This window comes from Microbacterium sp. AG238 (assembly GCF_003610405.1).
In the GTDB taxonomy this organism is placed as follows: Bacteria; Actinomycetota; Actinomycetes; order Actinomycetales; family Microbacteriaceae; genus Microbacterium.
Map to the genome: position 1 here is coordinate 931,388 of NZ_RAQC01000001.1, position 23,114 is coordinate 954,501.

The 23,114-nt window shown below is 70.4% G+C and carries 24 protein-coding genes; 5 read left to right on the forward strand and 19 right to left on the reverse strand.

Going from position 1 to position 23,114, the window contains the following annotated elements; translation table 11 throughout:
• Positions 1–7: 7 nt before the first annotated feature.
• The 4 genes from DEU36_RS04405 to infC all read right to left on the reverse strand — a co-directional run bounded on the left by DEU36_RS04405 (position 8) and on the right by infC (position 2,195).
• A complete protein-coding gene (locus tag DEU36_RS04405; protein ID WP_120263090.1) occupies positions 8–805 on the reverse strand; it encodes an RNA methyltransferase in 798 nt (265 codons plus the stop codon).
• Positions 806–883: 78 nt separating this feature from the next.
• On the reverse strand, positions 884–1,264 hold the full coding sequence (rplT, locus tag DEU36_RS04410; RefSeq protein WP_023951735.1) for a 50S ribosomal protein L20: 381 nt from the start codon (positions 1,262–1,264) through the stop codon (positions 884–886).
• A gap of 32 nt (positions 1,265–1,296) precedes the next feature.
• The gene (gene rpmI / locus DEU36_RS04415; RefSeq protein ID WP_005048908.1) at positions 1,297–1,491 is read right to left on the reverse strand and encodes a 50S ribosomal protein L35; all 195 of its coding nucleotides are present in this window, start codon (positions 1,489–1,491) and stop codon (positions 1,297–1,299) included.
• Positions 1,492–1,535: 44 nt separating this feature from the next.
• On the reverse strand, positions 1,536–2,195 hold the full coding sequence (gene infC, locus DEU36_RS04420) for a translation initiation factor IF-3 (protein WP_259455209.1): 660 nt from the start codon (positions 2,193–2,195) through the stop codon (positions 1,536–1,538).
• Positions 2,196–2,422: 227 nt separating this feature from the next.
• Between infC and DEU36_RS04425 the strand changes: the two genes are divergently transcribed.
• The gene (locus tag DEU36_RS04425) at positions 2,423–2,827 is read left to right on the forward strand and encodes a DUF1844 domain-containing protein (RefSeq protein WP_259455210.1); all 405 of its coding nucleotides are present in this window, start codon (positions 2,423–2,425) and stop codon (positions 2,825–2,827) included.
• 40 nt (positions 2,828–2,867) lie between these two features.
• Here DEU36_RS04425 and DEU36_RS04430 read toward each other — a convergent pair whose 3' ends face one another.
• The 6 genes from DEU36_RS04430 to DEU36_RS04455 form a co-directional block, all read right to left on the reverse strand.
• On the reverse strand, positions 2,868–3,650 hold the full coding sequence (locus DEU36_RS04430; protein WP_120263091.1) for an SseB family protein: 783 nt from the start codon (positions 3,648–3,650) through the stop codon (positions 2,868–2,870).
• Positions 3,634–4,380 (reverse strand): bifunctional 1-(5-phosphoribosyl)-5-((5-phosphoribosylamino)methylideneamino)imidazole-4-carboxamide isomerase/phosphoribosylanthranilate isomerase PriA, encoded by a 747-nt coding sequence (priA, locus tag DEU36_RS04435; RefSeq protein WP_120263092.1) that lies wholly within the window; start codon positions 4,378–4,380, stop codon positions 3,634–3,636. The genes DEU36_RS04430 and priA overlap by 17 nt, the downstream gene beginning before the upstream one ends.
• A gap of 56 nt (positions 4,381–4,436) precedes the next feature.
• Entirely contained in the window at positions 4,437–5,114 is a 678-nt protein-coding gene (hisH, locus tag DEU36_RS04440; protein ID WP_120263093.1) for an imidazole glycerol phosphate synthase subunit HisH, read from the reverse strand.
• Positions 5,111–5,716, reverse strand: a complete 606-nt coding sequence (hisB, locus tag DEU36_RS04445; RefSeq protein ID WP_120263094.1) for an imidazoleglycerol-phosphate dehydratase HisB — start codon at positions 5,714–5,716, stop codon at positions 5,111–5,113. The genes hisH and hisB overlap by 4 nt, the downstream gene beginning before the upstream one ends.
• Positions 5,713–6,798 carry a histidinol-phosphate transaminase gene (locus DEU36_RS04450; protein WP_120263095.1) on the reverse strand — a complete coding sequence of 362 codons (1,086 nt, stop codon included), beginning with the start codon at positions 6,796–6,798 and terminating at the stop codon, positions 5,713–5,715. Before DEU36_RS04450 ends, hisB begins: the two co-directional genes overlap by 4 nt.
• Positions 6,799–6,869: 71 nt before the next feature.
• Complete coding sequence (locus tag DEU36_RS04455) at positions 6,870–7,229, reverse strand: LysM peptidoglycan-binding domain-containing protein (protein ID WP_120263096.1); 360 nt, start codon at positions 7,227–7,229, stop codon at positions 6,870–6,872.
• Between the two features lie 256 nt (positions 7,230–7,485).
• Between DEU36_RS04455 and lexA the strand changes: the two genes are divergently transcribed.
• Positions 7,486–8,151 (forward strand): transcriptional repressor LexA, encoded by a 666-nt coding sequence (lexA, locus tag DEU36_RS04460; protein WP_120263097.1) that lies wholly within the window; start codon positions 7,486–7,488, stop codon positions 8,149–8,151.
• 70 nt (positions 8,152–8,221) lie between these two features.
• Entirely contained in the window at positions 8,222–10,129 is a 1,908-nt protein-coding gene (locus DEU36_RS04465; protein WP_120263098.1) for a prolyl oligopeptidase family serine peptidase, read from the forward strand.
• Between the two features lie 59 nt (positions 10,130–10,188).
• Here the strand turns inward: DEU36_RS04465 and hflX are convergent, their stop codons facing one another.
• On the reverse strand, positions 10,189–11,706 hold the full coding sequence (hflX, locus tag DEU36_RS04470; RefSeq protein ID WP_120263099.1) for a GTPase HflX: 1,518 nt from the start codon (positions 11,704–11,706) through the stop codon (positions 10,189–10,191).
• Between the two features lie 85 nt (positions 11,707–11,791).
• Here hflX and DEU36_RS04475 point away from each other — a divergent pair, with 85 nt between their 5' ends.
• Positions 11,792–12,433, forward strand: coding sequence for a class I SAM-dependent methyltransferase (locus tag DEU36_RS04475; RefSeq protein WP_120263100.1), 642 nt, complete (start codon positions 11,792–11,794; stop codon positions 12,431–12,433).
• 32 nt (positions 12,434–12,465) lie between these two features.
• Here the strand turns inward: DEU36_RS04475 and dapF are convergent, their stop codons facing one another.
• From dapF to DEU36_RS04515, 8 genes are all read right to left on the reverse strand, one after another.
• A complete protein-coding gene (gene dapF / locus DEU36_RS04480; RefSeq protein WP_120263101.1) occupies positions 12,466–13,335 on the reverse strand; it encodes a diaminopimelate epimerase in 870 nt (289 codons plus the stop codon).
• 9 nt (positions 13,336–13,344) lie between these two features.
• Positions 13,345–13,812 carry a GNAT family acetyltransferase gene (locus DEU36_RS04485; RefSeq protein WP_120263102.1) on the reverse strand — a complete coding sequence of 156 codons (468 nt, stop codon included), beginning with the start codon at positions 13,810–13,812 and terminating at the stop codon, positions 13,345–13,347.
• Positions 13,809–14,795, reverse strand: coding sequence for a tRNA (adenosine(37)-N6)-dimethylallyltransferase MiaA (gene miaA, locus DEU36_RS04490; protein ID WP_183045295.1), 987 nt, complete (start codon positions 14,793–14,795; stop codon positions 13,809–13,811). The genes DEU36_RS04485 and miaA overlap by 4 nt, the downstream gene beginning before the upstream one ends.
• Positions 14,792–16,342, reverse strand: a complete 1,551-nt coding sequence (miaB, locus tag DEU36_RS04495) for a tRNA (N6-isopentenyl adenosine(37)-C2)-methylthiotransferase MiaB (RefSeq protein WP_120263103.1) — start codon at positions 16,340–16,342, stop codon at positions 14,792–14,794. Before miaB ends, miaA begins: the two co-directional genes overlap by 4 nt.
• Positions 16,343–16,418: 76 nt before the next feature.
• On the reverse strand, positions 16,419–18,161 hold the full coding sequence (locus DEU36_RS04500) for a choice-of-anchor G family protein (protein WP_120263104.1): 1,743 nt from the start codon (positions 18,159–18,161) through the stop codon (positions 16,419–16,421).
• Positions 18,158–18,919, reverse strand: a complete 762-nt coding sequence (locus tag DEU36_RS04505; RefSeq protein WP_120263105.1) for a hypothetical protein — start codon at positions 18,917–18,919, stop codon at positions 18,158–18,160. Before DEU36_RS04505 ends, DEU36_RS04500 begins: the two co-directional genes overlap by 4 nt.
• Positions 18,920–18,935: 16 nt before the next feature.
• Positions 18,936–19,541, reverse strand: a complete 606-nt coding sequence (locus DEU36_RS04510) for a signal peptidase I (protein WP_120263106.1) — start codon at positions 19,539–19,541, stop codon at positions 18,936–18,938.
• A 4-nt stretch (positions 19,542–19,545) separates the two neighbouring features.
• On the reverse strand, positions 19,546–20,235 hold the full coding sequence (locus tag DEU36_RS04515; protein WP_120263107.1) for a SipW-dependent-type signal peptide-containing protein: 690 nt from the start codon (positions 20,233–20,235) through the stop codon (positions 19,546–19,548).
• Between the two features lie 499 nt (positions 20,236–20,734).
• Between DEU36_RS04515 and DEU36_RS04520 the strand changes: the two genes are divergently transcribed.
• Positions 20,735–23,110 (forward strand): LuxR family transcriptional regulator, encoded by a 2,376-nt coding sequence (locus tag DEU36_RS04520; RefSeq protein WP_147374363.1) that lies wholly within the window; start codon positions 20,735–20,737, stop codon positions 23,108–23,110.
• The last annotated feature ends 4 nt before the right edge of the window (positions 23,111–23,114 follow it).

A 23,114-nucleotide genomic window follows, 5' to 3' on the forward strand; every position in this document is an offset into this window, starting at 1 on the left:
GACCGGGTCAGCCGGCGCGCTGGGCGAACGCGGTCTCGTACAGGCAGACGCTCGCGGCGGTGGCGAGGTTGAGCGACTCGGCGGCGCCGTAGATAGGCAGGCGCAGGGCGAGGTCGGCCCGGGCCAGGGCCTCGTCGGCCAGTCCGCGCGCCTCGTTCCCGAACAGCCACGCGGTCGGATCGGCGAGGGTCACGCGGTGCTCGAGGAACTCCTCGCCCTTCACATCGGCGGCCACGACCCGCAGTCCGGCAGCATGGGCCTGTTCGACGGCGGCGTCGAGCTCGACACCGAGCGCGATCGGAAGGTGGAACAGCGACCCTGTGGTCGAGCGCACCACCTTGGGGTTGTAGGGGTCGACGGTGCGACCCGTCAGCACGACGGCATCCGCGCCCGCCGCATCCGCCGCCCGGATGATCGTGCCGAGGTTGCCGGGGTCTCGCACCTCTTCGCAGATCGCAACGAGTCGGGGCCGTGTGGCGAAGATGTCGTCGAGCGACGACGGCGACTGACGCGCGACGGCCACGATGCCCTGCGGGGTGACCGTGTCGGCCATCGCCTCGAGCACGGCCTCGCTCGCCGAGACGACGGCGACGCCGGCTTTCTCGGCGCTCGCGGCCAGCTCGGGATGCCGCTCGATCGCGCTCGGCGTCGCGAAGATCTCGACGAGCGTGTCGGCTCGGTAGGCCAAGGCCTCGCGCGCGGCCTGAGGGCCCTCGAGCAGGAAGAGACCGGTCTCCTGACGCGCACTGCGCTTGGTCAGTTTGGCGACGGCGCGCACGCGGGGCGACCGGGGGTTCTCGAGCACGTTTTCAGCATACGGCGAAGGGGCGCCCTCCTCTCGGAGGACGCCCCTTCGTGCGGTGCGTGGAACGCGAAGACCCGATCAGGCCTTGGGCGCGTTGACGTCGGCGGGCAGAGCGCCCTTGGCCGTCGCCACGAGCGACGCGAAGACGGCAGGCTCGTTCACCGCGAGCTCGGCGAGCATACGACGGTCGACCTGCACACCCGCGAGGCCGAGGCCCTGGATGAAGCGGTTGTAGGTGATGCCGTTCTGACGGGCAGCGGCGTTGATGCGCTGGATCCACAGACGACGGAAGTCGCCCTTACGCTTGCGACGGTCACGGTACGCGTAGACGAGCGAGTGGGTGACCTGCTCCTTCGCCTTGCGGTACAGGCGCGAACGCTGTCCGCGGTAACCGGACGCGCGCTCGAGGATGACGCGACGCTTCTTGTGGGCGTTTACGGCCCGCTTGACTCTAGCCATTTCGTTTGTTTCCTATTCGTGCGCAGCAGCGCTCAGATGCCGAGGAGCTTCTTGGCGACCTTTGCGTCGCCGGGAGCCAGGATCTTGTCGGCCGACAGACGGCGCGTGCGCTTGGTGGGCTTGCCTTCGAAGTTGTGGCGGAGGTTCGCCTGCTGCTTCTTGATCTTTCCGCTGCCGGTGACCTTGAAGCGCTTCTTGGCACCCGAGTGGGTCTTCTGCTTCGGCATGTCTCTTCCTTCGTTGTGTATCCCGCGAGGCGGGAGTCTGGGGGCTACTCCGCCGACGCGGGAGCGGCGTCTTCGGTCTCGGGCGCGTCACCGGAGCGGGCCTGACGCGCTGCCTCCTTGTTGGCGGCACGCTGGGCGTTCTGCTCGGTCTTCACCTCGGACTTGTTCTTGTGCGGCGCGATGACCATCACCATGTTGCGGCCGTCGATCGTCGGGTTCGACTCGACGGTGCCGAGCTCGGCGACGTCCTCGGCGAACTTGCGGAGCAGGCGCACACCCTGCTCGGGACGCGACTGCTCGCGACCGCGGAACAGGATCATCGCCTTCACCTTGTCGCCCGCCTGGAGGAAGCCCTCGGCGCGCTTGAGCTTGGTGATGTAGTCGTGCGCCTCGATCTTCAGACGGAACCGGACCTCCTTGAGGACCGTGTTGGCCTGATTGCGACGCGTTTCCTTGGCCTTCTGAGCCGCTTCGTACTTGAACTTGCCGTAGTCCATGATCTTGACCACGGGCGGCTTCGAGTTCGGGGCGACCTCGACGAGGTCGAGCTCGGCCTCCTGCGCCAGACGCAGGGCGACCTCGATACGGACGACGCCGACCTGCTCTCCAGCGGGGCCGACGAGGCGAACCTCGGGGACGCGGATGCGGTCGTTGGTGCGGGGATCGCTGATGTGCGGAACTCCTGTTCGTGCGGTGGTGGCCACCGGGAAGCGAGGACGCCACCCGGGCGGAAGAGCATCGCATCCACCCCGCACGACGCACGTGCGTCGGCATTCGTGTTCCGCACCCTGGCTACTCCGGCCGCGGTGAAACGGACGGAGCGGAGTGCATGACCCGGTAGCCTGGAACGGCAAGCGCGGGTGGGATGTGATCCTCTTTCGATCCGGAGTAGAACACTCCGGTGCCCGCACAGTCTAGCAGAGAGCGACACGTGGACACGAACCCCGCCGACAACATCACTTCCACCGACGACGAGGCTCGTCGCCAGCGGTGGGAGGAGCAGGAGCGCGCCGCCTCGGCAGCCACCCGCGACATCGCCGACGTTCCCGCCGTCGAGGTCATCACGACCGCCGCCGTGCATCTCATGAGCGCAGCCGCGGTCAAGGTCGGACTCGCCGACGACCCCGCCACGCAGCTCGACCTCGACGAGGCGCGGAAGCTCATCAATGCCCTCGCCGGCCTCATCACCGCCGGTGCCCCCGAGATCAGCGACATGCACGCACGGTCGCTGCGTGACGGCCTGCGCTCGCTGCAGCTCGCCTTCCGCGAGGCATCCACGATCCCCGACCCGATCGGCAAGGGCCCCGGCGAGAAGTTCACCGGCCCCGTCAACTGAGGCCGCTTCGGGCTCGGTCACCCCGGGCCCGGAACCTCCGTCAGGAGGCTCGGACGAGCTTGACGGTCAGCGAGTCGACGAGCACCGCGATGCGGTCGTCGGCGGCCCATCGCGACGCCAGTCGCGACAGCACGGCGTCGAGTTCGGCGGCATCCAGTCCGTCGATGAGGTGAAGCCGGACGATCAGCTCGGGGCCGCGCATCCGTGCGTCGGGATCCCCCGCCGCGACCGACAGGTCGAGCACCGCGAGCTCGCCCCCGATGCTCGCCTGAAGAGCGGTGAAGACCTCGGGCGAGGTGGGAGCCGGCTCCCAGGCCAAGCCCTGCCCGATCGCCCAGACGGCAGGTCGCCGCAGCACGAACTCCGTCTCGGAGCCCGGATCGATCACGATCAGATCGGTGTCGTCGGACGCCGCGGCCATCGCCGTGCGCACACCGTCGGCCGGGACCGGTCGGGCGACGGCATCCCACCGCCCCAGCGCCGCGACCGAGGTGAACACCGGCAGCACCCGACGACCATCGGGGGCGGCGACCGTGACGATCGACAGCTCCTGCGTCTTGTCGACGCGCAATCCCGTGGGCCCGACTCCGTCGTCGCCCTTCTCGGGGACGAGCGGGATCAGCAGGCGCGCAGCGCGATACGCCTCGACGACCGCGACCGCATCGCCCGTGCCGGCGCGGAACGCCTCGAGGGCGGCGAGCAGAGCGGGATCGGCGGAGCCGTCGTCACCGGCGTGCGGGTTCGACTCGAAGCTGCGCCCCTCCCAGGGGACCCCAGCCGAATCGGCCGCATGGCCGCAGCCGTCGTCAGTCTCCGGCGACATCCAGCGCCTCGGCCAGCGTGAAAGCGCCGGCATAGAGAGCCTTGCCGACGATCGCGCCCTCGACCCCGAGCGGCACGAGCTCGCGCAGCGCGGCGATGTCGTCGAGGCTCGAGATGCCGCCCGATGCGACGACCGGCTTCGGCGTGCGGGAGGTGATCTCGCGCAGCAGCTCGATGTTCGGCCCCTGCAGCGTGCCGTCCTTCGTCACATCGGTGACGACGTAGCGGCTGCAGCCGGCGTCCTCGAGCCGCTCGAGAACGTCCCACAGGTCGCCGCCGTCGCGCGTCCAGCCGCGCGCGGCGAGCGTCGTGCCGCGGACGTCGAGTCCGACCGCGATCGCGTCGCCGTAGCGTCCGATGACGTCGGCGGCCCACTCCGGGTTCTCGAGCGCGGCGGTGCCGAGGTTGATGCGCGTCGCCCCGCTCTCGAGCGCGGCCTCGAGCGTCGCGTCGTCGCGGATGCCGCCCGACAGCTCGATCTGCACGCCCTTGACCTGCTTGATGACCTTGCGGAGCACGGAGGTGTTGTTGCCTCGGCCGAAGGCTGCGTCGAGGTCGACGAGATGGATCCACTGCGCGCCTTGCTTGGCCCAGGCGAGGGCGGCATCGACGGGATCGCCGTAGGTCGTCTCGCTGCCGGCCTCACCCTGGGTGAGGCGCACGGCCTTCCCGTCGGCGACGTCGACGGCGGGCAGGAGGATCAGTTCGGGGGTGGACGCGAAGTCGTTCATCACATTCCAGAGGTGTCGGGATGCGCGCTCGTCCATGCGAACGCACCAGAGGGAGACTAGTGGCGCGGCAGGGCGCCGATCCAATTGGCGAGGAGTCGGATGCCGGCTGCGCCCGACTTCTCGGGGTGGAACTGCGTGGCCGAGAGCGGCCCGTTCTCGACCGCCGCGAGGAACGGTCTGCCGTAGTCGCACCACGTCAGCACGGGCTCGGCGAACGGCTTCATGACTTCGAGCGTCCAGTCCTGTGCGCCATACGAGTGGACGAAGTAGAACCTTTCGTCCTCCAGTCCGTCGAACAGAGTCGACCCCGCCCCTGCTCGCACGGTGTTCCAGCCCATGTGGGGCAGCACGGGTGCCTGCAGCTCGGTGACGGTGCCCGGCCACTGCCCGAGGCCCGGGGTGTCGTCACCGCGCTCGACGCCGTTGCCGAACATGATCTGCATCCCGACGCAGATACCCAGGACCGGACGACCGCCGGCCAGACGGCGCTCGATGATCTCGTCACCCCGGCTCGATCGGAGGGCCGACATGACGGCGCTGAACGCACCGACTCCCGGCACCAGGAGCCCGTCGGCGTCGCGGATCAGGCCGCGATCCGACGTCAGGCGGGCGTCGGCACCTGCGGCCGACAGAGCCTTCACCGCCGAGTGGACGTTGCCCGACCCGTAGTCGAGCACAGCGACGAGCGGCGCCCTCCCGGTCGCGTCGCCCCCGGTCGCGTCGCCCTCGGTCATAGGGCGCCCTTCGTGCTGGGGATGCCGTGGACGAGCGGATCGAGCGCCTTGGCCTGTCGGAACGCGCGCGCGAACGCCTTGTACTCCGCCTCCGCGATGTGGTGGGGGTCGCGCCCGCCCAGCACCGTGACGTGCATCGTCAGGCCGGCGTTGAACGCGATGGCCTCGAACGTGTGCCGCACGAGCGACCCGGTGAAGTGTCCGCCGATGAGGTGGTACTCGTACCCCTCGGGCTCGCCCGTGTGGACGAGATAGGGGCGCCCGGAGATGTCGACGACCGCCTGCGCGAGCGCTTCGTCGAGCGGAACGAGCGCGTCACCGTAGCGGGAGATGCCCGACTTGTCGCCCAGGGCGGAACGCAGCGCCTGCCCCAGCACGATCGCGACGTCCTCGACCGTGTGGTGCGCGTCGATGTGCGTGTCGCCCGTCGCGCGCACGGTGAGGTCGGTGAGCGAGTGCTTCGCGAACGCCGTCAGCAGGTGGTCGAAGAACGGCACGGTCGTCTCGATCGTGCTGCTCCCGGTGCCGTCGAGGTCGAGCTCGAGCTCGACGCTCGACTCGCTCGTGGCGCGACGGATGCTGGCCGTTCGGGGGCTGGTCATGCCTCCGAGTCTATCGAGGCCAGTGCCTCGAGGAAGGCGGTCGTCTCGTCTTCCGTACCGGCGCTGACACGCAGACTGCGCGGGATGCCCACGTCGCGCACGAGGATGCCGCGGTCGTACAGCGCCTGCCACGTGCGCTGCGGATCGTCGACGCCGTCGAACAGGACGAAGTTCGTCCAGCTCTCGTAGGCGCGGTAGCCGAGTGCGTCGAGCGTCGCCGACATCCGGTCTCGCTGCGCGACGATCTCGTCGACCATGCGCAGCATCGTCGACGAGTGCGACAGCGCAGCGGTCGCCGCCGCCTGCGTCAGACCGCTCAGGTGGTACGGCAGGCGCACGAGACGCAGGGCGTCGATCAGCGTGGCGTCGGCCGCGAGGTAGCCCACGCGCGCGCCGGCGAACGCGAACGCCTTGCTCATCGTGCGCGACACGACGAGCCGTTCGCGACCTCCGAGAAGCGTCAGAGCGGAAGAGCTCTCGCGCGGCGCGAACTCCTGGTAGGCCTCGTCGACGATCACGATGCCGTCGGTCGCCTCGTAGACCGCCTCGATGACGTCGAGACCGAGAGGTGTGCCGGTCGGGTTGTTCGGGGCGCAGAGGAAGACGACGTCGGGCCGCAGATCGGCGACCTGCGCTGCGGCGGAAGCGGCGTCGAGCGTGAAGTCGGGCGCACGCGTCCCCCCGACGTACTGCGCGCCGGTAGCGCGCGTCAGCAGCGGGTACATCGAGTAGGTGGGGCCGAAGCCCATCGCGGTGCGGCCCGGTCCGCCGAAGGCCTGGAGCAGGTGCTGCAGCACCTCGTTCGATCCGTTCGCAGCCCAGATCCGATCCGCCGTGAGACCGTGGCCCAGGTACTCGGCGAAGGACTCGCGCAGGTGGGTGAACTCTCGATCGGGATAGCGGTTGACATCTCGCAGGGCACGGGCGACGGCATCCAGGATGTCGTCGGCGACCTCTTCGGGAACCGGATGCGTGTTCTCGTTGACGTTCAGCGCGACCGGGAGCGGCGCCTGAGGGGCACCGTACGGGGTGAGGCCTCTCAGATCGTCTCTGAGGGGCAGATCATCCAGACTCGGGCTCATCCCACCCATGCTAGGCCGCAGCGCGTCGTCGAGTGACCGAACTCGGCGGACTCACCGCGCGCAGCAGCTCGTCAGCTGGCGCTCGTGTACTCGAGCGGGATGGCCAGCGTCTGGCCGGCCTCGAGCTGACCCGAGCCGAGCGCGTTGAGTCGGACGATCGCGTCGACGACGTCGCGGGGGTCGGCCGCGGGGGCGACCTCTTCGGCGATCGACCAGAGGGACTCCCCCGACATCACGGTGACGGTCGTGAACGAGCCCGCGGGCGCCCCTGCGTCGTTCGAGGCGAGCGCGCCACCGCCGGAGAGTGCGACCGCAGTGATGGCGACGACCGCCGGAAGGGCGGCGATCGTCGCAACGACGCGGCGTCCGCGGCGCGTCAGACGCAGACGGGTACGGGGGGCCGGTGCGAAGCGGGCATCGATCGTGGTCATGACATCTCCTCGGGAGCGGTAGGAAGATTCGCCCCCGCCTCTCGGCCGGGAGAGACGGGTGCGAACTTCGGTTCCGAACGTATCTTCGATATTGTGTGGTGTCAACCACCCACCGAAATCGGAGACCGATCGAAGAGACACGCGGAGCGTTCCGTGATGTCGCCGTCGTATCGGGCTACCTTTTCGACAGCGAGAGCCCACCACGAACCTCCGACATCGGGTCGGGGACGGGGCGTGACGACAGGAGACCGGCGGTATGAGCGAGAAGCCGCAGACGCGACGACGCAAGAATCTGAGCGACAAGCAGCTCGCGATCCTCGAGGTGATCCAGCACGCGATCGCCCGCAACGGCTATCCGCCGAGCATGCGCGAGATCGGCGACGCGGTCGGCCTCAAGTCGCTCTCGAGCGTCACCCACCAGCTGAACCAGCTCGAGCTCAGCGGCTACCTCCGCCGCGACCCCGGCAAGACGCGGGCCATGGAGGTCCTGATCGACCTCCCCGGCACGGCCGGTGAGAACCCGGCCGATGCGGCGCCCGCTCTCGGCGACGCCGCCCTGGTCCCTCTCGTGGGCCGGATCGCGGCCGGGGTCCCGATCACCGCCGACCAGCAGGTCGAGGAGATCTTCCCGCTGCCACGCCAGCTCGTCGGCAAGGGAGAGCTCTTCATGCTCAAGGTCGTCGGCGACTCGATGATCGATGCGGCCATCTGCGACGGCGACTGGGTCGTCGTGCGCGCACAGGCGACAGCTGACAACGGAGAGATCGTCGCCGCGATGCTCGACGGCGAGGCGACCGTGAAGACGCTCCGTCAGCGCGACGGTCACACCTGGCTCCTCCCCCGCAACTCTGCCTTCGAGCCGATCCTCGGTGACGACGCGACGCTCCTCGGCAAGGTGGTCGCCGTCCTCCGCGCCGTCTGACCCGCGCGCGCCGCCGCGGCACCTCCCGTCATCTCGCCGCGGGGTGCCGCGGCTCGCGTAGCGTGGCGGTATGTCGCAGCAACTGCCCTACGGTTCCTGGCCTTCTCCCCTGACCGCATCGTGGGCGAGCTCGTCGTCACTGCGCCTCGACGGCGCCGGCTTCGTCGGCGATGAGGTCTGGTGGGGCGAGTCGCTGCCCGACGAGGGCGGCCGCGTCGCCGTCATGCGGCGCCGAGGCGACGGCGAGGTCGAGGTCGTTCTTCCCGCCCCCTGGAACGCCCGGTCACGCGTCCACGAGTACGGCGGAGGCGCGTGGGCGGTCTCCGACGACGGCGATCTGTTCTTCGTCGACAAGTCCGACCAGCGCATCCGTCGCCTCCGCCCCGGCGGCGAGCCCGAGGCGCTCACCCCCGACGAGAGCGGCACGCACTACGGCGGGCTTCGCTGGCAGCGCGGCGTCCTGCTCGCGGTGCGCGAACGCGCACGCTCCGAGGGCACTCCCGAGCGCCACATCGTGCGCATCGACGGCGCTACGGGCGCCCACGCTTCGGGCGTGACCGAGCTCGCGGGCGGCAGCGACTTCGTCGCCCAGCCCGCCCTCTCACCCGATGGCTCGCACCTCGCCTGGGTGGCCTGGGACCACCCGTACATGCCCTGGGACCGCACCCGCATCCGCGTCGTCGACCTCCGCGCCCCGCACCGGGTCCGTGACGTCGCCGGCGGCAGCACGGCCGCGCTTCAGCCGGAATGGACCCCCGATGGCCAGCTCGTCGTCGTCGACGAGCCGACCGGGCGCTGGAACCTCTACCGCTTCGACCCCGACGCCGACGCGAACCCGGCCCCGATCTCCCCCGCCGACGCTGACACAGGCGGCGGGCTGTGGGTGCTGGGAACCCGCTGGTACGCGCCGCTCGATGACGGCCGCGTGGTCGCCGTCCGCACGCACGGATCGGATCAGCTCGTCGTCATCGACCGCGACGGTGGCGCCGTCCCGCTCCCGGTACCCGCCACAGCGCGGCTGCAGATCGAGGATGTCGCGGGCAGCAGCGCCCTCGTCAGCGGCACGATGCCGGGCGCGACGGGGCTGTGGATCGTCGATCTGGACAGCGGCGAGGCGACCGCGGTGCGCGGCGGCGCTCCCGATGTCGATGCGGCATGGATTCCGCACGCCCGTCAGCTGACGACCGAAGGCCCGCACGGCCCCGTGCACGCCTTCGCCTACCCGCCGACCAATCCCGACGTCGAAGCGCCGACCGATGAGCTGCCACCGTACCTCGTGTGGGTACACGGCGGTCCGACCTCGCATGTGGGCGGTACGGCGGACAGCAAGGTGGCCTACTTCACCAGTCGCGGCATCGGCGTGCTCGACGTCAACTACGGCGGCTCGACGGGCTACGGCCGCTCGTACCGCGAACGACTGAAGGGCCAGTGGGGCGTCGTGGACGTCGACGATGTCGCGACCGCTGCCCGAGGGCTCGCCGCCGACGGACTCGCCGACCCGTCACGTCTCGCGATCGAGGGCGGCTCCGCGGGCGGCTGGACCGTGCTCGCGGCGCTGGTCGGAACCGACGTGTTCGGTGCCGGCGTCTCGCGGTACGGCGTCGGCGACGCACGCGCCTTGGCGGCTGAGACGCATGACTTCGAGGCGCGCTACCTCGACGGGCTCATCGGCCCGCTGCCCGAAGCGGAGCAGGTCTACATCGAGCGGTCGCCCCTGAGCCGGCCGGAACGGTTCCGGGTGCCGCTGCTGCTTCTGCAGGGCGACGAGGACGCCGTCGTGCCCCCGGCGCAGGCGGAAGCCATCCGCGACGCTCTCGTCGCACAGGGAGTGCCCCATGCCTACGTGTTGTACGCGGGCGAGGGCCACGGGTTCCGGCGCACGGAGACGATCGTGCACGCGCTCGAAAGCGAGCTGGCATTCCTCGGCCAGGTCTTCGGCTTCGACACCCCGGGGGTCGCGCCGGTCGAACTCGACTGAGCCCTCAACCCGGTGCCCCGAGCCCTGAACATGGCGGGCTGATACACCCGAGCGGCAACTCAGACGGCGTAGGGTGCGAGCTCGGCGGCGAGGCGCTCGGACACGTGAGCATGCACGGCGGTGCCGTCCTCCTCGTGCGAGGTCGCGACGATGTGACCGCTCTCGTGCACAGCCGAGATCAGATCGCCCCGGTCGTACGGCACGAGCGCACGCACCTCTACCGCGGGCAGCGGAAGCGCGTCCTCGATCGCCGCGCGGAGGTCGTCGATCCCCTCGCTGGTCCGCGACGACACGAAATGAGCCGTCGGCTCGAGCCCGCGCAGCAGCAGCCGCGCGTCATCGTCGACCAGGTCGGCCTTGTTGAACACGACGAGCTCGCGCGTCGCACGCGCACCCACGTCGCCCATCACGTCGCGGACGGTCGCGAGCTGCGCCGCCGGGTCGGGGTGCGACCCGTCGACGACGTGCACGATGACGTCGGCGCCCGACACCTCTTCGAGCGTCGACCGGAAGGCTTCGACGAGCTGGTGCGGCAGATTGCGCACGAATCCGACGGTGTCGGTGAGCGTGTACACGCGCCCGTCAGCGGCCTCGGCCCGGCGCACGGTCGCGTCGAGCGTCGCGAACAGCGCGTTCTCGACGAGGACTCCCGCGCTCGTCAGCCGGTTGAGCAGACTCGACTTGCCGGCGTTGGTGTATCCGGCGATCGCCACGGAGGGGATCGTGTTTCGCCGACGCTCGGCGCGCTTCGCCTCGCGAGACGGCGCGAACTCGCGGATCTGCCTGCGCAGCTGCGCCATGCGCGTCCGGATGCGGCGGCGGTCGAGCTCGATCTTCGTCTCACCCGGACCACGCGAGCCCATGCCCGCGCCGCCTGCGCCGACCTGGCCACCGGCCTGACGGCTCATCGACTCACCCCACCCGCGCAGGCGCGGGAGCAGGTACTCGAGTTGCGCGAGCTCGACCTGAGCCTTGCCCTCGCGGCTCTTCGCGTGCTGGCTGAAGATGTCGAGGATGACGGTCGTGCGGTCGATGACCTTGACCTTGGCGACATCCTCGAGCGCACGCCGTTGGCTCGGAGCGAGCTCGGTGTCGGCGATCACGGTGTCGGCGCCGACCGCGGCGACGAGATCGCGCAGTTCGGCCGCCTTGCCGCGTCCGATGTAGGTGGCGGGATCGGGATGCGGCCGCCGCTGCAGCACACCGTCGAGGACGACCGCGCCGGCGGTCTCGGCCAGCGCGGCGAGCTCGCGCAACGAGTTCTCGGCGTCTTCGTGCGACCCCTGCGGGTACACGCCGACGAGCACGACGTTCTCGAGTCGCAGCTGCCGGTATTCGACCTCGGTGACGTCCTCGAGCTCGGTGGACAGTCCCGGGACGCGGCGCAGCGCGGCGCGCTCCTCGCGATCCCACTGGTCGCCGTCGGTGTCTCCGTATGAGACGGTCGCCGCATCCTGCAGCGCCTGCGCGCCGCCGAACACGCGCATCGACGAGCGCGTCTCGGCGCTCGCGAGCACTCGATCGACCGGATCCACCGCGATGTCGTCGTCGCCGTCGGGGGTGGTGATTTGCGTCATAACTCTCTTCCCGGGATGCCCGTGCCCGGGCATCCGTGAATTCTAGTCTCCCGCCGGATTGCCCGGCTCCGATACGCTCGGATGCATGGGGAGCGATCACTACTTCAGCGCGTCCCCGTCCAGCGAACAGAACCTCCGCCGCATCCGCGTGACCCTCGCGGGTCGTGCCGTCGAGGTCACGACCGCGGGCGGGGTGTTCAGCCCTGACCACGTCGACTCGGGCACGGGGGTTCTTCTGGCCAATACTCCGCCGGCACCGCCCGGTGGGGATTTCCTCGACCTCGGCTGCGGCTGGGGGCCGATCTCGCTGTCGCTGGCTCTGGAGTCGCCTCACGCCACGGTCTGGGCCGTCGATGTCAACGAACGTGCTCTCGACCTGGTGCGACGCAACGCCGCTGATCTGGGACTCACCAATATCAACGCTGTGCTGCCCGACGATGTTCCCGACGACGTCGTATTCCGGACCATCCGATCGAATCCGCCGATCCGCGTCGGCAAGAACGAGCTGCACGGGATGCTCCAGCGCTGGATCCCCCGCCTGGCCGAGCGCAGCGACGCCTGGCTCGTCGTGCAGCGCAACCTCGGATCCGATTCGCTGCAGCGCTGGCTCGCCGCGACCTTCGACGACGGGTACACCGTCTCGCGCGCCGCGACCGGCCGCGGCTTCCGCGTGCTGAAGGTGCGTCGCCACGGCACACCCCCGACGGGGGCCATCGAACTGCCCTGACGCGCGCGCGACGACCGATCATCCGGGCCCGCTCAGTCGGCGAGGGTGACCTGCCCCGAGAACACCAGCGTCGCGGGCCCGGAGAGAAGCACGTGCTCGCCGTCGTCCTGACGCACGACGCGCACGCCGAGCGTGCCGCCCGGGACGTCGACCGTCCACCGATCGGGTGCCGCCGAGCCTGCCCAGAAACGGACGGCGAGTGCGGATGCCGCGACCCCCGTGCCGCACGAGAGGGTCTCCCCCACTCCGCGTTCGTAGACCCGCATGCGGATAGCGCCGACACCGTTCTGTACGAGCGGCTCGGCCGGGACGACGAACTCGACGTTCGCGCCGGCGGCCGGATGCGGGTCGAGGGTGGGCTGCGACGTCAGGTCGAGCCCCTCGAGCTCTGCCTCGCCCGCGAGAGCGACCACGACATGCGGGTTGCCCACGTCGATCGCCTGCCCGGGTCGGGCGACGCCGAGTCCACGCGCGCGCACCAGGATGTCGCCCTCCTCGGCGCGCCAGAGACCGAGGTCGACCTCGAAGCCGTTCTCGGCGCGGGTGATCGTCTTGACGCCGGCGCGCGTGCCGATGCGGAGTCCGGCCTCGATCGACGCGAGGCCCGCGTCGGCGAGGTAGCGTGCGAAGACGCGCGTTCCGTTGCCGCACATCTCGGCCAGTGACCCGTCGGCGTTGCGATAGTCCATGAACCACTCAGCGCCGGAGGCCGCGGCATCCGCCCCCTCGGCGATCGCGGCCGAGCGGACGACCCGCAGCAGGCCGTCGGCGCCGATGCCGACGTGGCGGTCGCACAGTGCCGCGACCTGCGCATCGCTGAGCTCGAGCTCGCCGTCGGGGTCGGCCAGGATCACGAAATCGTTGCCGGTGCCGTGGCCCTTGGTGAACGCGAGAGTCGCCATGTGCCCAGCTTAGGCGGGGCCGCCCGGGCCATCGACGACGAGGCGTTTGCCGGTCGACCACACGGTGAACGGCTCGTAGCCGAGCTCGTGGTAGAAGCCGCGCACCGCTTCGTTCTCGGGCCGCACCATGAGCTGCACCTTGGGGCATCCCATGGCCTCGAGAAGGCGCTCGGCCTCCGCGACGAGCAGGCGTCCGACGCCCTGCCCCCGGTGCGAGGGCGCCGAGGCGAGGTAGTACAACCAGCCTCGGTGGCCGTCATAACCCGCCATCACGGTGCCGACGATGACATGCGCGGTCCCGTCGACAGGCTCGTCGACGGCCACGAGGAACAGTTCGGGTTGAACCGTCAGCTTGCGCCTGATGTCGGCACGCGGATCGTTCCAGGGGCGGGTGAGGCCGACCTCATGCCACAGCTGGACGACGGCATCCTCATCGTCGGGAGCGAATGCGCGCATCGTGATACTCACGGGTGTCATCCTCTCGCATCGATGACGGGCCCACCCGCCACGGCGGAGTCGACGAGCGCGCCCGCATCCGTCGTGCGAGGGTCGACCCAGCGGACATCGTCGTACCGCTTGAACCACGACACCTGGCGGCGCGCGTAACGCCGCGTGAGGGCCTGCGTCTCGGCGATCGCCTCCTCCTCGCTCGTGTCGCCGCGCAGCTGCGCGAGCGCTTGCGCGTAGCCGATGGCGCGACCGGCGGTGGCACCGCGCTCGAGACCCTGCTGCCGCAGGACGGCGACCTCGTCGACCAGGCCGGCCGCCCACATCCGCTCGACGCGCGCATCGAGGAGCGGCACGAGCTCGTCGCGGGGCACCGCGGTGCCGATGATCCGGGTCCGCGGCGACCAATGCTCGGGCGCCTCGGGCAGGGCTCCGCCATGGGTTCGCCCGCCCTGCGCGAGCACCTCGAGCGCGCGCACGATGCGGCGGCCGTTCCGCGCGTCGATCCGCTCGGCTGCTGCCGGGTCGGCGGCACGCAGCCGCGCGAACAGGTGCCCGGCACCGTGGCGCTCGAGCTCGTCCTCGAGGCTCGCGCGCAGGCGTTCGTCGCGCGGCGGGAAGCGGAAGTCGAACAGCACACTCGAGGCGTACAGTCCCGAGCCGCCGACGAGGATCGCGTCGGCGCCGCGACCACGGATCTCCTCGATCGTCCGGCGCGCGACCTCCTGGTACCACGCGACGGCGGCTTCCTGCGTCACCTCCAGCGCGTCGAAAAGATGGTGCGGGATGCCGCGGCGTTCGGTCTCGGGGATCTTCGCGGTGCCGATGTCCATGCCGCGGTACAGCTGCATAGCGTCGACGTTGACGATCTCGGCCGACCGGCCACGTGCGACGAGTGCTTCGGCGAGGTCGAGCGAGAGACCGGTCTTGCCGGTGCCCGTCGCCCCGAGAACGGCCCAGAGGATCGGCGCTCCGTCAGCCGGGGCGGAGTCCGGGGCCGGCGCCGCGGTCACACCCCGACGCGCAGAGACGGCAGACCCAGCGACACCGCGCGCGGGCCGGCATCCGTCGATGCCGGAGCCGGTACCCCGCACGACTCGGCGAGCGAACGGTCCCAGGCGTCGCCTGCTCGCGTGCGTCGGATGCGCAGCGGCGATCCGTCCGTGCTGTCGGCCAGCAGGTGGAACGGGGCCGCGTGCGTAACCGTCACGGTGACGACGTCTCCCGGTCGCGGCGTCTCGGAGCCGCTGGGCAGCTCGAAGTGCACCAGGCGGTTGTCCTCTGCGCGGCCGGTGAGACGGTGCGTCTCGGCGGCCTTCTTGCCCTCCGCGGAAGACACCAGCACGCGGACCTCGCGGCCGACCTGCTTCTGGTTCTCCTCCAGCGCGATCCGGTCCTGCAACGCGACGAGCCGCTCGTACCGCTCCTGCACGACCGCCTTCGGCACCTGGTCGGGCATCGTCGCGGCGGGCGTCCCCTCGCGGATGGAGTACTGGAAGGTGAAGGCGCTCGCGAAGCGCGACTGCTCGACCACCCGCAGCGTGTCTTCGAAGTCGGCTTCGGTCTCGCCGGGGAACCCGACGATGATGTCGGTCGAGATCGCCGCGTGCGGAATGCGCTCACGCACACGGTCGAGGATGCCGAGGAACTTCGAGCTGCGATACGACCGGCGCATCGCTTTCAGGATCCTGTCGGAGCCCGACTGCAGGGGCATGTGCAGCTGCGGCATGACGGCGGGCGTCTCGGCCATCGCGTCGATGACGTCGTCGGTGAACGCCGCCGGGTGCGGGCTCGTGAAGCGGATGCGCTCGAGCCCCGGGATCTCACCCGCCGCGCGCAGGAGCTTGCCGAACGCCTGACGGTCGCCGAACTCGACGCCGTAGCTGTTGACGTTCTGCCCCAGCAGGGTGACCTCGATCGCCCCGTCGTCGACCAGCAGGCGGATCTCGTTCAGGATGTCGCCGGGACGGCGATCCTTCTCCTTGCCGCGCAGGTGAGGAACGATGCAGAACGTGCACGTGTTGTTGCAGCCGACCGAGATCGACACCCAACCGCTGTAGACCGAGTCCCGCTTCGTCGGCAAGGTGGAGGGGAAGGTCTCGAGCGATTCGAGGATCTCGAGCTCGGCCTCGCCGTTGTGACGTGCTCGCTCGAGCAATCCCGGAAGGGCGCCCATGTTGTGGGTGCCGAAGACGACGTCGACCCACGGAGCCTTCTGCTGCACGGCGGTCTGGTCCATCTGCGCGAGGCAGCCGCCGACCGCGATCTGCATGCCCTCGCGCTTGTCCTTGACCGACTTCAGATGGCCCAGGGTGCCGTAGAGCTTGCCGGCGGCGTTGTCGCGCACCGCGCACGTGTTGATGACGATGACGTCGGCGTCGGTGCCGGGATCGGCGGGGAGATACCCCGCGCTCTCGAGCGATCCGGAGAGCCGCTCGGAATCGTGGACGTTCATCTGGCAGCCGAAGGTACGCACCTCGTACGTACGCGCGCGGCCATCGGCGGTGCGCGCGGCGAGTGACGGCGCTATGAGGGTGGGTGCGCTCGAGGGAGTCGACATGATTCCCTCATTCTACGATCGCGCTCGTGGGGTCGACCCGCGCCGGTCGACCCCACGAGTGGTCACACGTGCGACGTCAGGGTGCCGTGACCGGACCGGCGCTCGCCGTGGCGAAGGTGGCCGCCGCCAGACCGCCGAGGCCGTCCGCGAGTCCGAGCCGGAGCGCCGCGACACGGTACTCGGCCGTCGCGTCGCCCGACGCCGCGATGAAGGTCGCGTCCGGCGGGGCGTTGGGCTGATCGGGCTGCACGTTGACCATGAGCGATACGACCGACGGCAGCGCGTCGACCACCCCTCCGAGCGCCGAGATCACTGCGGTCACCGCCGTCGCGAGCGTGCCGCCGAGCGTCGTGAGCGCCGCGGTGATCGTGGTCGTCAGCGTGTTCGCCAGCGTCGAGACGAGACCCGAGCTGAGCCCTCCGACTGTGTTCAGCAGCTGCGTCACGGTGGGCAGGCCCAGCGCGCTGAGCAGGGTGTTGATCGGCCCGACCAAGCCCGCCGCCTCCGCGTCGATCGTCAGCACCGCCGTCCCGTCGAGCAGCGATCCGAGCGGGCCGACGAAGCCGACGTCGGCGGTCAGGACGTTGAGCCCCGGCAGGATACCGATCCCCGGCGCGGCCACGACGGCTTCGAGCGCCACGGTGACCGTTGCCTCACGGAGCTCGGTGGTGAGCGCGGCGACGATCTGCGACGTCCAGTTGTCGAGCAGCACGCCGGCGCGATCCACGATCGGGTTCAGCACCGCAGCATTGAGGACGACCTCCGTGTTCGGTGCGGCGTCATTGAGCGAGGGAAGAAGAGCGTCGAGATCGACGTCGATCGTGCCCGCCTGCAGGTCGATCGTGACCACGCCGTCGGTGAGCGGCGTGTTCAGGAGTGTGGACACCGACCCCAGGAGGTCGAGCCCGGTGATCGAGACGTTCCCGCCGACTGTCGTGGTGAGGACGCCGGGGATTCCCGCGTCGATTCCGGCTCCGATGGTCGAGCCGATGAGCCCGCCCGGCCCGGTCAGCTGCCCGACCACACCGGCGAGCGTGTTCACCGCGGTGGTGGTGGCGCCCACGAGGCTCTGCACGACGGGGGCGTCCAGCTGCAGGCCGAGACCCGCGATGCCGTAATCGCGCACGATCGCGCTCGCAGGTGCCGTCTCTCCCCAGAGCTCGTCGCGCAGCAGCGCGCACCCGTCGATCTGCGAGCTGGCCGCGACCGCGCCGATCTCGAGGTTCGCGTCGGTGATGCCGGCGACCGCCGGAAGGATGCCGCTGAGCCCGACCCGGGCCCGCGTGGGCAGCGATGCCGGCGGCGTCGTGTCCGACACGAGCACGGCGCCGGAGTCGTTGACGAGTCCCGACGCCCCGGCGACGGAGCCGTCGGTCGCGACGTTCGCGTACTGGTTCACGGCTCCGAGGGCCGCTCCCGGCAGGCCGACGGTGAAGCCCGTCAGATCGACGTTGATGGAGCTGAGAGCGGTCACGTCGAACGGGTTGGCATACACGTACGAGTCGGGCGGGGTAGACCCGAGGTCGATCGCATCGCTCGGCGACACGGTGACGTCGCCCGCGCCATCGAGGGCGAGGGCCATCCGCTCGAGCTCGGCGATCGGGTCGAGGTCGAGCCCAAGCAGGGAACCGCTCAGGAACCGGCCGGATGCGACGGAGGCGAAGCCCGTGCCGTCGGTGCAGTCGAGCGTCGACGTGCCGACCTCGCCGTGCACCCACTCCGAGCTGTTCCACGCCGCTGTCGTCGCGGTGACGGTCATCGGCACCCCCACGATGGCCACCGCGGCGATGGCAACCGCGGATCGGGTTCGAGTCTTCATGCGCGGGCCTCCCGGCGGTGCAGGCGCAGGGCGAGGCCTGCGGCGAGGAATCCTCCGGCGAGCGCCAGGACGGCGGCCAGAGCGGACAGGTCGCCGCCCGTTGCCGGCAGACCCGGCAACCCGGTTCCGGGCGGCGCGGGCACCGGCGGCTGCGGCACCGGCGGCACGGTGTCATCGATCGCCACCGCGGTGAGGGCGAGCCCGACGTCACCGGTAAGACCCATGAGGGTGGTGTCGGCGCGCGCCTCGGGGCTGTCCTCGACCCCGAGGGTGACGAGGAGGCTGACCGGCGCGTCTGCGGCGAGGTCGGGCAGGTCGAAGCTCGGGCTGGAGAGCCGGTAGTCATCGGCCGGGGTCGCCACCGTCAACGGCTGGGCACCGGATGCGCAGACAGGCGTGTCGGCCAGCCCCGTCCACTCATCGGCGCACGACTGCACGCTGATCTGAAGGCCGCGCGGATGAGCGACGAGGTCGCCGTCCTTTCGCAGTTCGAGAGCGAGGGTGGCGCTCGACGCATCCTCGAGCCGCGCCTGCACCTGCCATGCCCGGATGTCGCCGGGGCTCAGGTCGCGGAATTCCGCGGGATAGGGGTCGGCGGCGAGCACGAGACGCCCCGGGGCGCCCGTCTCGGGCACCTCTACGAGCGCCGCGTTGGCGACGCCGGCCAGCAGCACGGTGCCGGTCACCAGGAGCGCGACGGAGCCCGCGGCGGCCGTGACGACGGCGGCGCGATGACCGTGCGACGATGCACGTTTCATGAGTGGTTCTCCTTGTTCAGGTCTCGTCGACGTCGGGGGCGGCGCGCGTCGGGGTGGGCCAGAGGGCCCAGGCGATCGCGAGTGCGATCAGGATGCTGGCCGCGATCATCACGATCGGTGTCTGCGCCCACAGGACGACGGATCCCAGCACCGGTACCGCGGCGAGCACGCGCGGTGCCTCGTCGACGAGATACGTCTGGCTGTCGGCGGAGCCGTTGTCGTCGCCTTGGAGCGTCAGTTCGCGTTGGTCCGGCGCAATCACCACCTCGTCGATGGCGACGATGCGGTGGGTCACCGGCTGTCCGGTGTCGGGACGCGGGACCGTCACGACATCGCCGACGCGCAGCTCGGCCGCGGGCGTCAGCTGCGATACCGCGGCCGTCCCGACAGGCATGGTCGGCGACATCGACCCCGTCACGAAAACGACGATCGAGAGCCCCCAGATCCAGGCGGCGACGAGCCAGGCGATCGTGGCGATACCGACCACGCCTACCAGCGTGATGACGACGTCGCGCATCCGGTCGAGCCGGGAGGAACCGACGGGCCCGGTTCCTCCCGGCTCGGCCATATCGCCGCCGTCCCGTGCCGCGTGAGCGTCATGGGTGATGGCGTGCGTCGACATGGGGTCAGGACTCCGCCTGGAACTCCCATGCGGGGGCGACGGTCAGGCCCATGTAGTCGTCGATCGTCGTTCCCGGAGCGAGCGTCAGCGGGTCGGGAAGCGAGATCTCGAAGCAGTACACCTGCGTGCTGCCGGCATCGGCCGTCAGCGTCTGGCTAGCACTGCCGCCGGTCGCCGCGAGCGGTCCGTCGGCGATGAGGGTCGCCGACGCCCCCGCCGCGAAGGCCGTCGCATCACAGGTGAAGGCGGCCGTGTCGGTCGCGACGCGCACGTTCAGCGCGTCGAAGAGAAGACCCGCGGCGTCGTTCGTCGTGATCCCGGCCGCCGGCACTGCTGCCTGCAGCTCGACGTCGCCTGCGACCGAGTCCGGCGCCGTGCGAAGCGCGACAGCGGCGTAGACGGTGTCACCCGGCGCGAGATCGAGGGCGTCGGGTCCGAACACGATCTCCCCACCGGGGTTGGCCGGCTCGTTCACCCAGTCGGCTGCCGTGGTGAAGGGGGCGACGGTGTTCTGTTCGACCGAGAAGGTCGACGTGCCTACTCCGGGCCCGCCGGCACCATTGCCGCCGAAGACCCATTCGGTGTCGGTCCAGGCAGCGAGCGTCGCCGTGACGCCCAGCCCCAGTGCCGCCCCGCCAGCGGCGATGGCGAAGACCTTGCGGCGGGTCGTCCCCCGTGTGGTCGCAGTGTTCATGTTCGGAGTCCCCTCGTGTCGACCGGCCTCGTGGGGGCCGGTTCCGGTGTGGTTCGAGGCGACGCTAGGGGGGCGCGACAGCCAGGCGACAGCGGTTCACCGGTGCCCCGGTGGTGAAATGCGTAGCGAGCCCGCGTGCGCCTTCCTCCGCCTTCGGAACCGCCATGGGGAATCAGTAGACGCTCAGTGCAACCTCAGTAGTCCGAATGCCGTCTACCGATAGCCCGGTCCGGATCGTCTGGGTAGGTTGTGACCGAAAGCCATGTCTCGCTGGGGAGAGGAGCTGGGGTGCATGACGCGATGGGAGCACTCGGGACGGTCGCCACGGACCGATAACGAGGATGGTGAGGTCGTCGGGGACGGGCGCGAACCGGAGGCCGTGGCGGACGCACTCCTCCGCGGCCGATCGATCGTCATGGGCGGGCCGCTCGGATCGGGGAAGAGTTTCCTGCGCTCACGCGTCGTGAACGTTCTCCGGCAACGGGGATCCGATCCGATCATGGTGCGGGCGTCGGCCGTGCTGCGCCACACGTACGCGAACGTCTTCGAGGCGGCATCCGATGCGCGCGCCCGGGCACTTCTCCGCGACGACCCCGTCCCCGCGTCGACGATCATCGTGGTCGATGACGCGCAGGAGCTCGACGCGGCATCCCTCGCCGTTCTTTTCCGCGCCGTTCATTCGGGGCGGGCGACCGCCCTGATCGCGGTGACCGAGCCCCGGCTGCCCACGAGCAGTCGCGACGGCGTGGTCGATGTCATCCATGACCTGTGGCTCTCCGGCAACGCCGACCGTATCGAGCTCCCGCGCCTCTCTCCGCGCGACGCGGATCGACTCCTGACTCTGTTCGCACCGCATGAGCCGTTCGACAGCGTGACGCGCGCGGCGCTCCTGTGGTCGGCCGACGGCTCGCGGCTCTTGCTGCGCGCGCTCGTCGACGCCGGTCTCGCCGCGCTGACCGAGGGCCGGGATCCGATCGTCGCCATCGCCGACGGCGCCTCGCACGGTGCCCTCGCCGCCGTGCTCCACGCTCACGTGCGCGACCTCGACGACGAGCAATTGCGCGCTCTCGTCCTCATCGATCGAGCCCCGGGCATCACCCGCGCCGACGCGACCCGGCTCGTACCCGTCGCCGTCGTCCACGAACTGCGGGCCGCGGGGCTGGTGTACGACGACGGCAGCACGAGTCACCGCCTGACCGCGAACCGGGTGCTGGCGCGGGCCGCAGAGCGGGCGCTGGGGAGAGAACGATCCGAGGCGGTCATCTCCGACGCGCTCGAACGTCTCCTCCGCGACGAAGGTCGCTGGTGGAGCACACCGCTCGCGCGCCTCCTCGCAGACCAGTGGATGCGCACCGTCGCCCGTCCCGCCGATCTCGACGGCGTCTCGCCGGAGTTCATCGAGCGGGTGGTGCTCGATGCGGCACGTGTGGCCAACGACACCGGCGACGCATCGGATGCCGCTGCGTACGCCGCCTGGATGAGGACCGACGTCGCCGTTCCCGCGATCGTGCTCGAACAACGCTTCGCCACGGAGAGACTCGGAGCGCGAACCACGGATGAGTCGCTGCTCGACCTCGCCGTGAACGAGCGTCGGAGGGCGCGCACACTCGTCACGTTTCCCTCGGTGGACGACACGGCGACGGCGCCCGATCTCGGGAGTGCTGGGGCCCCCGACGCCCTCGCCAAGTCGCGTCAGGCCGTCTCCGACCTGCGACTGCGAGACGCCGTGGTGCTGACGGAGCACGTGCGCCGCGATCCGGCAACGTCGTTCCTACGCGACCGCATCGATGTCGAACTGCTGGCCGGCATGGCCCGCGCCTACCTCGGCGAGACCACCGCGATGCGCGAGGCTCTGAACCGTGCGATGCGCATGTTCACCTCTGGTGCGAGCTTCGACGACGCACTCGACCGCATCGCGGCCAGGTCATACGATCTCGCCTGTCGGACGGTAGCCGGGACGGACGACGCCGAGGCCGTCGATCGTTTGGCCTTCGAGCGCGACATGGCGGTGCGAGCAGGCGGGTCAGCGCTCGCTGCCGCCTCGCTCGCCGCGGTGCTGGTGGAGATCAGACGTGGGCGGGTGCTCGCGGCCCGGCGCGAGCTGCACGCCGCAGCGGCGCGCGCTCCGTACCGGGGCGGTGAGTCGCTCTCGATGATCGAGCTCGAGACCGCCTACGGTTTGGCCGTGTTCAGGTACCCGCTCGAGGCCCAGGAGACCCTCGCTGCCGTCGAGATGCCCGCCGCCGCGAGCCGGATGCTGCAGCATTCCTTCGCCTCCACGTCGTCGGTCGTGGCAGCTGCGAACGGGAACATCGACGAAGCCCGCTCCCACGCCGCCGATGCGTGGACGCTCAGCAGCATGACGGATGCCGTCATGCTTCAGATCCGCGACGCGCATCGTCTCGCCGTCCTCCGCCATTCCCTCGCGGAGCAGGTGCTCGCAGAGATGCGGCCCCTCGTCGAACGCATCGAGGCGCCGACCGCTGATGCTCTCCTTCGCGATGCCGAGTCTGCTGCAGCCGGGGCAAACGAGGTCGGGCCACCGCCGGAGAGGATGCTTCAGCGCCTCCGCGCGGCTTTGTCGGTCCGCAACGACATCGACGAGCCCGGCGAGGCCCCGACCTCCCTCCCCACGAGATCTCTGACCGCGCGCGAGCGCGAAATCGCGCAGCTCGTCGAAGAGGGTCTGTCGAACCGACGGATCGCGGAGGCCCTGTTCGTGTCCGTGCGCACGGTCGAATCGCACATCTATCAGGCGCGCGCCAAGGTCGGAGCGGCATCACGAAGCGAGCTGGGCGCGGCCGTAGCCCGCGAGATCCGAGCACTCAGAGGAGAACGGGCCGCCGCCACCACGCAGATGAACGCGCGAGGCTGACGGG